The organism is Rothia sp. HMSC073B08 (genome assembly GCF_001812975.1).
Taxonomy (GTDB): Bacteria; Actinomycetota; Actinomycetes; order Actinomycetales; family Micrococcaceae; genus Rothia; species Rothia mucilaginosa.
Map to the genome: position 1 here is coordinate 137,036 of NZ_KV811087.1, position 13,122 is coordinate 150,157.

Here is a 13,122-nt window from a genome sequence, read left to right on the forward strand (position 1 = left end):
AACGGCGGTCCCCGCCCCGCAGGTGGCGCACGTCCCGGTGCACCCCGTCCGGCTGGTGGCGGCGGCGCACGCCCGAACCCCTCGATGATGCCCAAGGTTTCCAACGTTGGTGGCGGCGCGTCCGGTTCCAACAACGGTGGCGGTAACGGCGGCGGCGCACGTCGCGGCGGCGGTTCCGGCGGCTTCAACCGCGGTCCGGGTCGTCCCGGCCCCGGCGGTCGCGGTAATGCACAGGGTGCGTTCGGTCGCGGCGGCTCCAAGCGTAAGGGCCGCAAGTCCAAGGCAGCTCGCCGCCATGAGCAGGAGCAGCTGAACGCACCGGCACCCGGTGGCGTGGTTGTTCCTCGCGGCGACGGCTCGACCGAGATTCGTCTGCGCCGTGGCGCGTCCATCATGGACTTCGCTGAGAAGATTGGCGCAAACCCGGCATCGCTGATTACGGTTCTCTTCCACCTGGGTGAGATGGCTACCCAGACTCAGTCCCTGGACGAGGAGACCTTCGAGCTGCTGGGTGCCGAACTGGGCTACGTCATCAAGATCGTTTCCCCGGAGGATGAGGAGCGCGAGCTGCTCGAGTCCTTCGACATCAACCTCGAAGCCGAAGCAGAAGCTGAGGGCGAGGATGTCCTGGAGGTTCGTCCCCCGGTTGTTACCGTCATGGGTCACGTTGACCACGGTAAGACCCGCCTGCTGGACGCTATCCGTAACACCAACGTCATTGAGGGTGAGGCCGGCGGCATTACCCAGCACATTGGTGCATACCAGGTCCACACCACTGTTGAGGGTGAAGACCGCGCGATTACCTTCATCGATACCCCCGGTCACGAGGCGTTCACCGCTATGCGTGCCCGTGGTGCGAAGGTCACCGACGTGGCAATCCTCGTGGTCGCAGCTGATGACGGCGTTATGCCCCAGACCGTTGAGGCACTGAACCACGCACAGGCAGCTAACGTGCCGATCGTGGTTGCTGTGAACAAGATCGATAAGGAAGGCGCGTCCCCGGACAAGATCCGCGGCCAGCTCACCGAGTACGGTCTGATCCCCGAAGAGTACGGTGGCGACACCATGTTCGTGGACGTCTCCGCTCGCAACGGCACCAACATCGACGAGCTGCTTGAGGCTGTCACCCTGACCGCTGACGTGCTCGAACTGACCGCTAACCCGAACAAGGAAGCACGCGGCGTTGCTATTGAAGCAAACCTGGACAAGGGCCGCGGTGCGGTTTCCACCGTCCTGGTTCAGTCCGGTACCCTGCACGTCGGTGACGCTATCGTTGCCGGTGTTGCTCACGGTCGCGTTCGTGCAATGTTCGATGAGAACGGTCAGGCTGTGAAGGAAGCTGGCCCGTCCCGCCCCGTTCAGGTGCTGGGTCTGTCCACCGTTCCTCGTGCAGGCGACACCTTCCTCTCCACCGAGGAAGAGCGCACTGCTCGTCAGATTGCTGAGAAGCGTGAGGCTGCTGATCGTAACGCTCAGCTGGCTAAGCGTCGTAAGCGCGTGACCCTCGAGTCCTTCGACGCCGCTGTGGCTGAGGGCAAGATGGACACCCTGAACCTGATCATTAAGGGTGACGTCTCCGGTGCTGTCGAAGCGCTGGAAGAGTCCCTGATGAAGATCGACGCCGGTGGCGACGAGGTTCAGCTGCGCGTCATCCACCGCGGTGTGGGTGCTATTACCCAGAACGACGTGAACCTGGCTACCGTGGACAACGCGGTCATCATCGGCTTCAACGTCCGCCCGGCAGAGCGCGTTGCAGAACTTGCCGACCGCGAAGGCGTCGAGATGAAGTTCTACTCGGTCATCTACCGTGCGATTGAGGAAATTGAGCAGGCCGTCAAGGGTATGCTCAAGCCCGAGTACGAGGAAGTGGAGCTCGGCTCCGCAGAGATCCGCGAGGTCTTCCGCTCCTCCAAGTGGGGCAACATCGCAGGTTCGATCGTCAAGAACGGCATCATCAAGCGCAACGCCAAGGCACGCCTGGTGCGCGACGGTTCCGTGGTGGCAGACAACCTCACCATCGAGTCGCTGCGCCGTTTCAAGGACGACGCTACCGAGGTTCGCGAAGGTTTCGAGTGTGGTATTGGCCTCGGCTCCTTCAACGACATCAAGGAAGGCGACATTATCGAGACTTGGGAGATGCGCGAAAAGCCGCGTGTCTAAGACTCACACGCTGATGCGCCCGTCACCCGCTAGTGTTCCCGCACCCGTAGGCTTCTAAAACTGGAGCCTGCGGGGCGGACGCTGGCGGGGCGGGCGCTTCCGCATTACCTGGAACGCCTCCGTAACACCCCGAGTGTTCGCGGAAGGCGCCACGATATTTCAAGGAGAAACACATGGCTGATGCAGCCCGCGCGGCACGACTTGCCGACCGCATCAAGGTAATTGTGGCGAAGGCGCTGGAGCGTCGTGTTAAGGATCCCCGCCTCGGTTTTGTGACCATTACCGATGCCCGCGTGACCAACGACCTGCAGCACGCAACCCTGTACTACACCGTGTTCGGTTCCGAAGAGGACGCCGCAAACACCAAGAAGGCGCTGGAATCCGCTAAGGGTATTCTGCGCGCTGAGGTGGGTAAGAACATTACTGCCCGCCTGACCCCCACCCTGACTTTCGTCGCTGACGAGGTTCCCGAGAACGCCTTCCACATTGAGGCGCTTCTGCGTGAGACTCGCGAGCGCGACGCCGCCCTGGCTGCTGCAGCTGAGGGTGCCGAGTACGCTGGTGAGGCTGACCCCTACAAGAAGGATGAGCCTGCCGAGGGTGAGGACGCCTAAGTGGCGAAGAAGCAACCTCAGGGCCCGTCCGGCCTGATGGTCATTGATAAGCCCGCCGGGATGAGCAGCCACGACGCGGTCTCTCAGATGCGTCGTATTGCTGGCACCCGGCGGGTTGGTCACGCCGGTACGCTGGATCCCGCCGCGACCGGCGTGCTGATTTTGGGCATCAATAAGGCGACGAAGCTGCTGACCTACCTGGTCGGTCAGGATAAAACCTATGACGCGACGATTCGCCTGGGCATTGAGACGCTGACGGAGGACGCCGAGGGTGAGCACACTGCCGCGCATCCGGATGCCGTTGAGGCGCTGACCGGTTTGGACGCTGAGCAGATGCGTGCGCGCATCCTGGAGGCTGTGGCGCAGCTCAGCGGCGATATTCTGCAGGTTCCTTCTGCGGTGTCCGCTATTAAGATTAACGGTGTTCGTTCGTATGCCCGTGTGCGTAGCGGTGAGCAGGTTGAGTTGGCGGCGCGTCCGGTGACGATTAGCGAGTTCACGGTGCATTCCATCAACCCTGGTTTTGCCGAGTACGTGATTGAGGACCCCGAGAACGAGGGCGAACACGCGGCAACCTCGGTTCCCGTGATTGACTGCAAGGTGACGGTTTCGTGCTCTTCGGGCACCTATATTCGTGCCTTGACGCGTGATCTGGGCAAAATTCTGGGCACCGGTGGCCACCTGACGGCTCTTCGCCGTACCCGTGTGGGTGCGGTGGTGCTTGAGGATGCCGCCGATCTGGCGCAGTTGAAGCAGCGCCGTGAAGAGTCCGAGGCACCGCTGGAAGATTTGCCGCTGCTTCCCCTGGAGGAGGCGGCACGCCGCATCTTTGGTGCGCGTGAGCTCTCTGCCGCGGAGGCGAGCGATATTTCTTACGGTCGCCGTATTAGCCCCAGCGGTGACGGTTCTGTGGTGAAGCGTTCCGTGCACGCGAGCGCGGATGAGTCCGGCGCGGTGCAGCATGCCAGCGTTGAGGGTATTGTGGCGGGCTTCGCCCCGGACGGTACCCTGGTTGCCCTCCTGGAGAATAAGAAGCAGCGCGGGAAGGTGCAGGCCGCCCCGGTGCTGGTTTTTGAGGCGAATCGTTCCTTCAACTAGGCGTTGAAGGCTTATGATAGGCGAAGAGGGTTCGGTGTTTGCGCCTACCCAAAGCTGATTTGCCCAAAACTGAATCCTTCAATCCTGATTGATTCAGCGCATATTGAACGTGCGCCCTACCGAATGTGCGCCCTATTCATTCAACACGCTAACGTAAACATCCCTGAACACACATGACTACTCGTGCGGGTGCCGCCCGGCCCTGCTGAAGGAGAGAAGATGAGCGAGAACCAGAGCTCTGCTAAGAAGGCGAGTGAGCCTCGTACCGCGCCGGTGCCCCGCGTGGAGTCTGCACAGGCTGAAGCTACCGTAACCGGGGCTACTGCTCAGAGCGGTACCGCGAAGACTGCCGGTGCTAAGAGTGCTGAGCCCATTTCTGCGGCGAAGGCACCCGAGGGTGTTCGTGTAGCCTCACCGGCGTCCGGCGATAAGGCGTCGCAGAAGGCCGATAAGAAGGCTGAGAAGAAGGCAACCCGCGAGGCGTTTGCCCGCCCCAAGAGCATTGAGGAGGCGGCTAAGCCTCAGAACCGTGCGGCGTTCCGTGCGGCGGTGGCGCTGTACGGTCTGTTCATGATTGCGTACGGTGTGTGGCAGGTTCTGGGCGGTATCCGCGTTATTCCGGATGCGCCTCAGGACTTTGCGAACCCCTCGGTGCAGTCGAACTATGTGTTCTTCGCGGCAACCTATGTGGGTGTGGGCTTGTCCTTCGTGTTCATTGCCGTGAAGTTCAAGTGGGTGAACATGCTCGCGTTCTCCTGCCTGGTGGTTTTTCTGGGCGGCGTGGGTCGTATCCTGTCGTGGGCGTTCTTCGGCACCCCGCACTGGTCGCTGATTGTGCTGATGGTGACTGAGCTTGTGATTCCTCCGTGCCTGCTGGTGTGGTACGGCTGGATTAACAAGTCCAATAAGATTCGCGAGGAGATGCTGAAGGCTTCTCGTAACCAGGCTCGTAAGTAGTCGTAACGCCCGGGAAGGTTCCTGCCGCACGGTGGGGTGCCTGCCCGGGCTTTCTTATGGGCGGGTGCTGCACATGGATTTTCCAGGTGCGGAGGTTGCACAGTTGCGTGTCAGATACCCTGCCGTATCCGCAAAGGTAGGGGAGAAGGCACCGCCTGCGAGGGGCGCCGTTCCATTCCCTGTTGATTCCCGTTTTGAATTCTGCATCCTGCCGCCTGTGGTCTAGGATGGTTAGGTACATTTATCTTTTTCAGGAGAGCCCGTGACCCTCTACACCGCTTTGAGCGAGGTCCCCGCCGGCTACGGCCCCTCGGTCGTGACCATCGGCAATTTTGACGGCGTGCACCGTGGACATGCCCGCGTGATTTCGCGCGTGGTCTCCCTTGCTGAAGAGCACGGTTTGAGCTCTATCGCGGTCTCTTTTGACCCGCACCCGATGCAGGTGCACCGTCCCGAGGCGGCCCACCACGACATTATGGGTCAGGGCTCGCGCCGCTACTTCATGTGCCTGCTGGGTCTGAACGACTACCTGCTGCTGAACTACAACCTGGAGTTCGCTGCGCAGACCCCCGAGGAGTTCGTGAAGTCCACCTTTGTGGATGCGCTGAACGCGCGTTTTGTGGTCATCGGTGACGACGTGCGCTTTGGTAAGAACAACTCCGGCGACCTGAACACCATGCGTGAGCTGGGGGAGAAGTACGGCTTTGAGGTCGTGGTCGTTGAGGATCTGATGGTGGATGAGAACACCCGCTGCTCCTCGACCCGCATCCGCCAGCTACTGCTAGAGGGCGATATGCCCGCCGCAACCGAGCTGCTGGGCCGCCACCACATGATGGCTGGTGAGGTCGTGCACGGTCTGGCGCGCGGCCGCGAATTGGGCTTCCCAACCGCGAACCTTGAGCTTGAGGCGCGCGGCCTGATTCCCGCAGACGGTGTGTACGCCGGCTGGCTCGTGGACGAGTCCGGTAACCGTCACCCCTCCGCTATTTCAGTGGGTACGAACCCGACCTTTGACGGTATTGAGCACCGCCAGGTTGAGGCGCACGTGATTGACCGCCCGGAAGAGCGCGTGGAGGATTTCAACCTGTACGGTCAGCGTGTGCTGATTGAGTTCGTGAAGCGTCTGCGCCCCATGGTGGCGTACACCGGTGTTGAGGCGCTGATTGAGCAGATTAACGATGACGTGGTGCAGACCCGAGAGGTGCTGGCTGAGGACGCGAAGAACTACTGCCCGCCGGAGTGCCCGGTGCAGGCGGAAGTGAAGCATCCCCACTTCTAAGAGCGATATCCTGCGCTTATAGCTTTTGCCTTTAACGGCTTTGAAGCCCCGGCGGTAAGATCTTTGGATCTGCCGCCGGGGCTTTTGCGTGCCCGACCGGATGAGCAAAAGCGGGCACCTTCTTCACACCTGACCGCCTGCGCCTTCCGACGAAACCTCGTGCCCCGCACGCCTTGACGTTCTGCGCCTCCCGTGAGGCACCCCTGTTTTAGTCGTCCCCGTTTTAAGAGAAGATAGAGTCATGGAAAAAATGAACGTCGAATCCTTCAACCTCGACCACCGCGCCGTAGCAGCACCCTACGTGCGTATCGCAGACCGCAAGGTCCTGCCCGGTGGCGACACCCTCATCAAGTACGATATCCGCTTCACCCAGCCGAACACCGCGCACCTGGAAATGCCGACCGTGCACTCCATCGAGCACCTGAGCGCCGAGCACATGCGCAACCACACCGACCGTCTGATTGACTTCTCCCCGATGGGCTGCCAGACCGGTTTCTACGCGCTGACCCTGGGCCTGGAGCCCGAGGAGTTCTTCCCCATCTTGGAAGCAACCCTCAACGATATCCTCAACGCGACCGAGGTTCCGGCAGCGAACGAGGTGCAGTGCGGTTGGGGCGCCAACCACACCCTCGAAGGCGCGCAGGCTGCGGCTCGCGAGTTCCTCGCGGCACGCGATGAGTGGGCGCAGGTGATGGCATAATGAGCGCACAGATCCCTGACGCTTTCGCATCCGCCTTCAACCCGGTGGACTTTGACCCGAACGCTTTCGACCCGGCTGAGGCATTCAACAGCATGTTTGAGCTGATGGACGGCATGTCCAACGCCATCATCATTCAGGTGGCTATGGATGAGGAGCTTGCACCCTTCCTGAAGGTGACCGAGGAGCTGCAGCCGTCCTTCACCGAGGGCGCCGCACTATTCCACCCGCGTTACCTGCAGGTGGGCGAGGACCAGGTTCCGCTGCTGCTGGTTCGCTCCAAGATTGGTCTGGTGAACGCGGCGAGCGCCGTCACCGAGGCGATTAGCTACTCCTCGAACTGCCTGGGCGTCATCAGCGCAGGTACCGCCGGCGGTTTGGCTCGCGGCATTAACGTGGGCGACGTGCTGATTGGCGAGAACTACACCTACACTGACGCCGACGCGACCGCGTTCGGTTACGCGCGCGGCCAGGTTCCGGGCATGCCCGAAAGCTACGACGGCCAGGCGGACGAGTGGCAGGATGCTCTGGAGCATGCGCTCGCCGCACTGGAACCGGTACGTGAGCAGGCTGAGAGCGCGTGGGAGGTGCGCCGCGGCCAGATGCTGGCGGGCAACTCCTTCGTAACCGCCCACAACGTGAAGGACACCCGCGAGGCGTTCGAGGGCGCCATCAGCACCGACATGGAGACCACCGCTATTGCGCAGGTCTGCCACAACTACGAGATTCCGTTTATCGGAGTGCGTTGCGTGTCTGATCTGTGCGGCCCGGAGGCTGACCAGGACTTCCATCTCTCCGTGGACGTGGTGGCTCCTCGTTCGGCTCGTTACGCTCTGCAGCTGGCTGCTGAGCTGTGGACCGAGGCGCAGCTGGAGGCACTGGAGCTGGCTCTCTAAAGCTCTAGAGCATGCGGCACGATGTGAGCTCGCATGCGCCAAGTGCCGGGGCGTGAACCTGACGGGTTTACGCCCCGGCATTTTTGTGCTGGTCTTTTTGTACTGGTTTTTGTACCCCAGTTCCTCTATTGCCCGGCACCTGATGTACCCGGTCCGTAAGAAACGCAGAAATATTAACCGCGGTGAATATACATTCTGTGTGTCGTGGAGTACTATGAATGAGGAAACTGTCCGATCTCACAGAGGAGTACGTCGTGAAGTTCTGCCCGACTCTCGCCTCCGTCACCGGTCTGCTCGGTGGCTACAAGGTTGCATCTAGCACCGGCATCCGCCCGCTCGGTGGCGCTATCCTGGCACTGTGCGGTGCCGTGGCTTACAAGAATTGGAAGCGTAAGGCTGGCGCAGGCCGTGCCACCTTCCTCACCGCTGTCTACCTCGGCGCGTTCGGCGCCGCTCATCCGCTCGCCAAGAAGCTTGGCGCGTGGCCTGCAGTCTACACCGTGACTGCTGCAACCGCTCTGTGCTCTATCGTCATTGGACGTAAGCGACAGAAGTAGTCTTTGACGAAAAGACGGCGGAAAGGCAACGTTGCCTTCCCGCCGTCTTTTGCGTTCCCTCCCACCGTACCGGTTGGGTGGGGATGCGATGGGGCGACGCGCGAAGGCAACACCTTCCGCGCAACGCCCCATCACTCGATGGGGAGTGAATCAACCGGTACCGCTCTCAGCCGCCTGCTGAGCTGCGGCACCACCCGATAAGTTTCCCCGCCACCGGCGGGTACACCCCACGAGGTAAAGGAAAAGAAGAAGATGAATACCACTCCGGACTCATCCCCGGTACAGCAGGGAGCAGTAGCCTCCGAGAGCCCGCAGCTAGCGCGTGGACTCTCCCTGCGCCACATCATGTTCATCGCCCTCGGCTCCGCCATCGGCACCGGCCTGTTCTACGGTTCGGCATCCGCCATTCAGCTGGCGGGCCCCTCCGTGCTGCTTGCCTACGTTATTGGCGGCGCGGCTGTGTTCATGGTGATGCGCGCAATGGGCGAACTCGCCCTGGCGCACCCGGTCTCCGGAGCGTTCTCCGAATACGCCACCCGCTACCTCGGACGCTGGGCTGGTTTTGTGACCGGCTGGACCTACGCCCTGGAGATGGCGCTGGTCGCCATTGCGGACGTCACCGCCTTTGCCGTGTACATGAAGTTCTGGTTCCCGAACAGCCCCTCCTGGATTTGGATTGTCTCGGTCCTGCTGATTCTGCTCGCTATTAACCTGGCGAAGGTCAATGCGTTTGGTGAGACCGAATTCTGGTTCACGCTCGTGAAGGTCAGCGCCATTATCGCCATGATTGTTGGCGGTATCGCCCTGCTCTTCGTGGGTGTGCAGGCACACGACTCCGTGGCGCCCTCCGTCACGAACCTCTGGGCTCTTGAGGGTGGCTTCTTCGCGAACGGTTTTACCGGCTTCCTCGCCTGCTTTACCGTGGTGATGTTTGCGTTCGGCGGTATTGAGAACATCGGTATTGCCGCCGGTGAGGCGAAGGACCCGCGCACCTCGATTCCCAAGGCGATTCGCACGGTGCCGTTCCGCATCCTCATCTTCTACATTCTGACCCTGTCGGTCATCATGTCCCTGTACCCCTGGTACTCGGTGACCAAGGCGAACTCGCCGTTCGTGCAGATCTTTGAAGGTCTGGGCATTCCGGCTGCTGCTTCAATTCTGAACGTGGTCATCATTACCGCCGCCATCTCTGCGCTGAACGCGGACGTGTACGGTGCCGGCCGCATGATGTACGGCCTGGCGAAGCAGAACCTGGCGCCGGCTTCCTTTGCGAAGGTTACCAAGAACGGTGCGCCCTGGATGACCACCCTCATCATGGTGCTGGTCATGGCGGTCGGCGTGATCGTGAACGTGCTCTTCGAGAACGCGTTCGAGGTGGTCGCCTCCCTGGCAACCTTCGCGACCGTATTCGTGTGGGTCATGATTCTGCTGGCGCACATCGCGTTCAAGCGCAGTGGCGCCGATACCGAGGCGCAGCCGGTACGCCAGCCCCTGTGGCTGAGCTACCTGGCGTTGGCGTTCATGATCTTTATCGTGGTGCTCTTCGGCTGCTTCGCCGACACCCAGCTGGCGCTGGTGATGGGCGCAATCTGGTGCCTGTTCCTGCTGGGCTACTACCGCCTCGTGGTGGTGCGCGCTCGTACTGAAGTAGCAGAAGCATAGGGAGCAGAAGCACAGACACCGAATAAACGTAGAGCCCGGTGCGAGGACTCGGCGTGAGAACCCTGCGTGAGAACCCGGCTGTGAAGCCCGGCGACCGGTAGTGTGATGAGCTACCTGTCGTCGGGGTTCTGCTCACCCTTCCACGAAAGCGCCCCGGTAGCGTAGAATGGGAAGAACGCGTCTGCAGTCCGCAGTAGACGACGTGTATTACAGGGCGTAAGCCCACCACCCGGCGGCAACCGTCCGTACGGGACGTATGCGGTACTAACTCTAGGAGTTAAAAGTGGCACTGGATCCCGCTGTCAAGCAGGCAATCATCAAGGAATACGCAACCCACGAGGGCGACACCGGTTCGCCCGAGGTTCAGATTGCAGTTCTGTCTCGTCGTATCGCCGACCTGACCGAGCACCTGAAGTTCCACAAGCACGATCACCACTCCCGTCGTGGCCTGATGATCCTCGTTGGTCGTCGCCGCAACATGCTCGGCTACCTGAAGAGCGTCGACATCGAGCGTTACCGTTCGCTGATCGAGCGCCTGGGTCTGCGCCGATAAAACAGGAGCGTCTTGACGCTTTTGTGGTGATTAATCGCCTTTAGGCGGTGTGTGCGGACGTGCTGTCAGCACTACCAACCCTCCAACACGGAGGCGGGTAGCGCCAGCGCGTCCGTACTGCCGCGTTGAGGGGCGCATCTTCCGCTCGCTAGATTCCAACGCGAGATTCACAGCGAGAAATCGGTAGAAGACGCCGCCCCACCTGAAAGAAAGAACAGAAGGCCGTGCCGGCACACACGCCGCGGTCCTCGGTAGCGAATTACGGAACAACACCACCCCCACAACCGTGCCGACACACGTCGAGCACACGAAAAGGCGGGGGAGAGGTGCCGTGGTTTCCTATCGAAGGCCGACTCGTGCGCCGTACGGCCTGCCAAGAAGAAAGAAGGAACCGTGGAAGGTCCCGAAATCAAGTTTGCTGAAGTCGAAATCGACAACGGCATTCACGGTAAGCGCCACGTGCGCTTTGAAACCGGCCGCCTCGCAAAGCAGGCTGCTGGCTCCGTCCTCGTCACCATCGATGACGAGACCACCCTGCTCTCCGCAACCGCAATCGGCAAGTCTCCCCGTGAGGGCTTCGACTTCTTCCCGCTGACCGTGGACGTGGAAGAGCGCATGTACGCAGGCGGCAAGATCCCCGCATCGTACTTCCGCCGCGAAGGCCGCCCCAGCACCGAAGCAATCCTGGCTGCACGCCTGATTGACCGCCCGCTGCGCCCCGCCTTCACCAAGGGCATCCGCAACGAGGTGCAGGTCGTTGTGACCGTCCTGACCTACGAGCCGGACGAAATCTACAACACCTTCGCAATCAACGCTGCATCCGCATCGACTTCCCTGTCCGGTGCGCCGTTCAACGGCCCCATCGGTGGCGTGCGCATGGCACTGATTGACGGCCAGTGGGTTTGCTTCCCCAAGTACTCCCAGCTGGAAAATGCTGTGTTCGACATGGCTGTTGCAGGTCGTATCGTCACTAAGGCTGACGGTACCGAAGACGTCGCCATCATGATGGTTGAGGCAGAAGCAACCGACAACTCCTGGAAGCTCATCAAGGAAGACGGCCAGACCGCCCCCACCGAAGAGATCGTCGCAGAAGGCCTGGAAGCAGCTAAGCCCTTCATCGCAGCACTGTGCAAGGCGCAGGCTGACCTGGTGGCTCGCGCAGGCAAGCCCGCCCTGGAACTGCCCTTCTTCGGCGGCCACGGCGAAGACGTCGACGCAGCAGTTGAAGCATTCGCAGCAGACCGCCTGGCAGAGGTGTACTCCATCGCTGGCAAGCAGGAACGCGAAGCAGCAGCAGCCGAGCTGCAGGAAGAGCTCATGGAAGCTCTCACCGGCGAAGGTAAGGAATTCGAAGAGCGCTCCAACGAGGTTTCCGTAGCATTCGCTGCCCTGACCAAGCACGTGGTGCGCCAGCGCATCCTCACCGATCAGGTCCGTATCGACGGCCGCGGCCTGACCGACATCCGCCAGCTCACCGCTGAGGTCGAAATCCTGCCCCGCGTTCACGGCTCCTCGCTCTTCGAGCGCGGCGAAACCCAGATCATGGGTATCACCACCCTGAACATGCTCAAGATGGAGCAGCAGCTGGACTCCCTGCACCCGGTCAAGTCCAAGCGCTACATCCACCACTACAACTTCCCGCCGTACTCCACCGGTGAGACCGGCCGCGTGGGTTCGCCCAAGCGCCGCGAAATCGGCCACGGTGCACTCGCAGAGCGTGCAATCACCCCGGTGCTGCCCTCCCGCGAAGAGTTCCCCTACGCAATCCGTCAGGTCTCTGAGGCTCTGGGCTCCAACGGCTCGACCTCCATGGGTTCGGTCTGCGCATCGACCCTGTCCCTGCTGAACGCCGGTGTGCCGCTGCGCGCACCCGTTGCAGGTATCGCAATGGGCCTGGTCTCTGACGAGGTTGACGGCGAGACCCGCTACGCAGCCCTGACCGACATCCTCGGCGCGGAAGACGCACTGGGCGATATGGACTTCAAGGTTGCAGGTACCTCCGAGTTCGTGACCGCTATCCAGCTGGACACCAAGCTCGACGGTATCCCCGCATCCGTGCTCGCTGGCGCGCTGACCCAGGCACGTGAGGCTCGCCTGCACATCCTCGAGGTGCTCGTCAGCGCGATTGACGCACCGGATGAGATGAGCGAGTTCGCACCGCGCATTATTTCCGTGAAGATCCCGGTTGCCAAGATCGGTGAGGTCATCGGCCCCAAGGGTAAGATGATCAACCAGATCCAGGAAGACACCGGCGCAGACATCTCGATTGAGGACGACGGCACCGTGTACATCGGCGCAGCTGACGGCCCCTCCGCCGAGGCTGCACGTTCGGCAGTGAACGCTATCGCTAACCCGCAGGTTCCCGAGGTGGGCGAACGCTACCTGGGTACCGTGGTGAAGGTGACCGACTTCGGTGCGTTCATCTCGCTGACCCCCGGTAAGGACGGCCTGCTGCACATCTCCGAGATGCGTAAGCTCAACGGCGGCAAGCGCGTTGTTGACGCTGAGGACGTTGTCTCCGTGGGCCAGAAGGTCCAGGTGGAGATCACCAAGATTGATGACCGCGGCAAGCTCTCGCTGGCACCGGTCGTTGAGGGTGGCGACGACGAGTAGTCGTAACCCCCGCTAAGTGATGAGGGGCGTTCGGCG

General features: G+C 61.4%; 11 protein-coding genes. All 11 read left to right on the plus strand.

The window, feature by feature from the left end:
- A partial coding sequence (gene infB / locus HMPREF2884_RS08805; protein ID WP_246822791.1) for a translation initiation factor IF-2 occupies positions 1 to 2,160 on the plus strand: 2,160 nt, incomplete at its 5' end.
- Positions 2,161 to 2,333: 173 nt separating this feature from the next.
- The gene (rbfA, locus tag HMPREF2884_RS08810) at positions 2,334 to 2,774 is read left to right on the plus strand and encodes a 30S ribosome-binding factor RbfA (protein WP_005507090.1); all 441 of its coding nucleotides are present in this window, start codon (positions 2,334 to 2,336) and stop codon (positions 2,772 to 2,774) included.
- Positions 2,775 to 3,872, plus strand: coding sequence for a tRNA pseudouridine(55) synthase TruB (gene truB, locus HMPREF2884_RS08815; protein WP_070616845.1), 1,098 nt, complete (start codon positions 2,775 to 2,777; stop codon positions 3,870 to 3,872).
- A 219-nt stretch (positions 3,873 to 4,091) separates the two neighbouring features.
- Positions 4,092 to 4,829, plus strand: coding sequence for a DUF4345 domain-containing protein (locus HMPREF2884_RS08820; RefSeq protein WP_070616847.1), 738 nt, complete (start codon positions 4,092 to 4,094; stop codon positions 4,827 to 4,829).
- A gap of 262 nt (positions 4,830 to 5,091) precedes the next feature.
- Entirely contained in the window at positions 5,092 to 6,108 is a 1,017-nt protein-coding gene (locus HMPREF2884_RS08825) for a bifunctional riboflavin kinase/FAD synthetase (protein ID WP_005507093.1), read from the plus strand.
- A 241-nt stretch (positions 6,109 to 6,349) separates the two neighbouring features.
- Complete coding sequence (locus HMPREF2884_RS08830; protein WP_005507094.1) at positions 6,350 to 6,808, plus strand: S-ribosylhomocysteine lyase; 459 nt, start codon at positions 6,350 to 6,352, stop codon at positions 6,806 to 6,808.
- Entirely contained in the window at positions 6,808 to 7,701 is an 894-nt protein-coding gene (gene mtnN / locus HMPREF2884_RS08835) for a 5'-methylthioadenosine/S-adenosylhomocysteine nucleosidase (RefSeq protein ID WP_070616849.1), read from the plus strand. The genes HMPREF2884_RS08830 and mtnN overlap by 1 nt, the downstream gene beginning before the upstream one ends.
- A 218-nt stretch (positions 7,702 to 7,919) precedes the next feature.
- Positions 7,920 to 8,258 carry a hypothetical protein gene (locus tag HMPREF2884_RS08840; protein ID WP_049344379.1) on the plus strand — a complete coding sequence of 113 codons (339 nt, stop codon included), beginning with the start codon at positions 7,920 to 7,922 and terminating at the stop codon, positions 8,256 to 8,258.
- A 252-nt stretch (positions 8,259 to 8,510) separates the two neighbouring features.
- Positions 8,511 to 9,920, plus strand: coding sequence for an amino acid permease (locus tag HMPREF2884_RS08845; protein ID WP_070616852.1), 1,410 nt, complete (start codon positions 8,511 to 8,513; stop codon positions 9,918 to 9,920).
- A gap of 283 nt (positions 9,921 to 10,203) precedes the next feature.
- On the plus strand, positions 10,204 to 10,473 hold the full coding sequence (gene rpsO / locus HMPREF2884_RS08850; protein ID WP_005507098.1) for a 30S ribosomal protein S15: 270 nt from the start codon (positions 10,204 to 10,206) through the stop codon (positions 10,471 to 10,473).
- A gap of 393 nt (positions 10,474 to 10,866) precedes the next feature.
- Positions 10,867 to 13,086 (plus strand): polyribonucleotide nucleotidyltransferase, encoded by a 2,220-nt coding sequence (locus HMPREF2884_RS08855; protein ID WP_070616854.1) that lies wholly within the window; start codon positions 10,867 to 10,869, stop codon positions 13,084 to 13,086.
- Positions 13,087 to 13,122 lie beyond the last annotated feature (36 nt).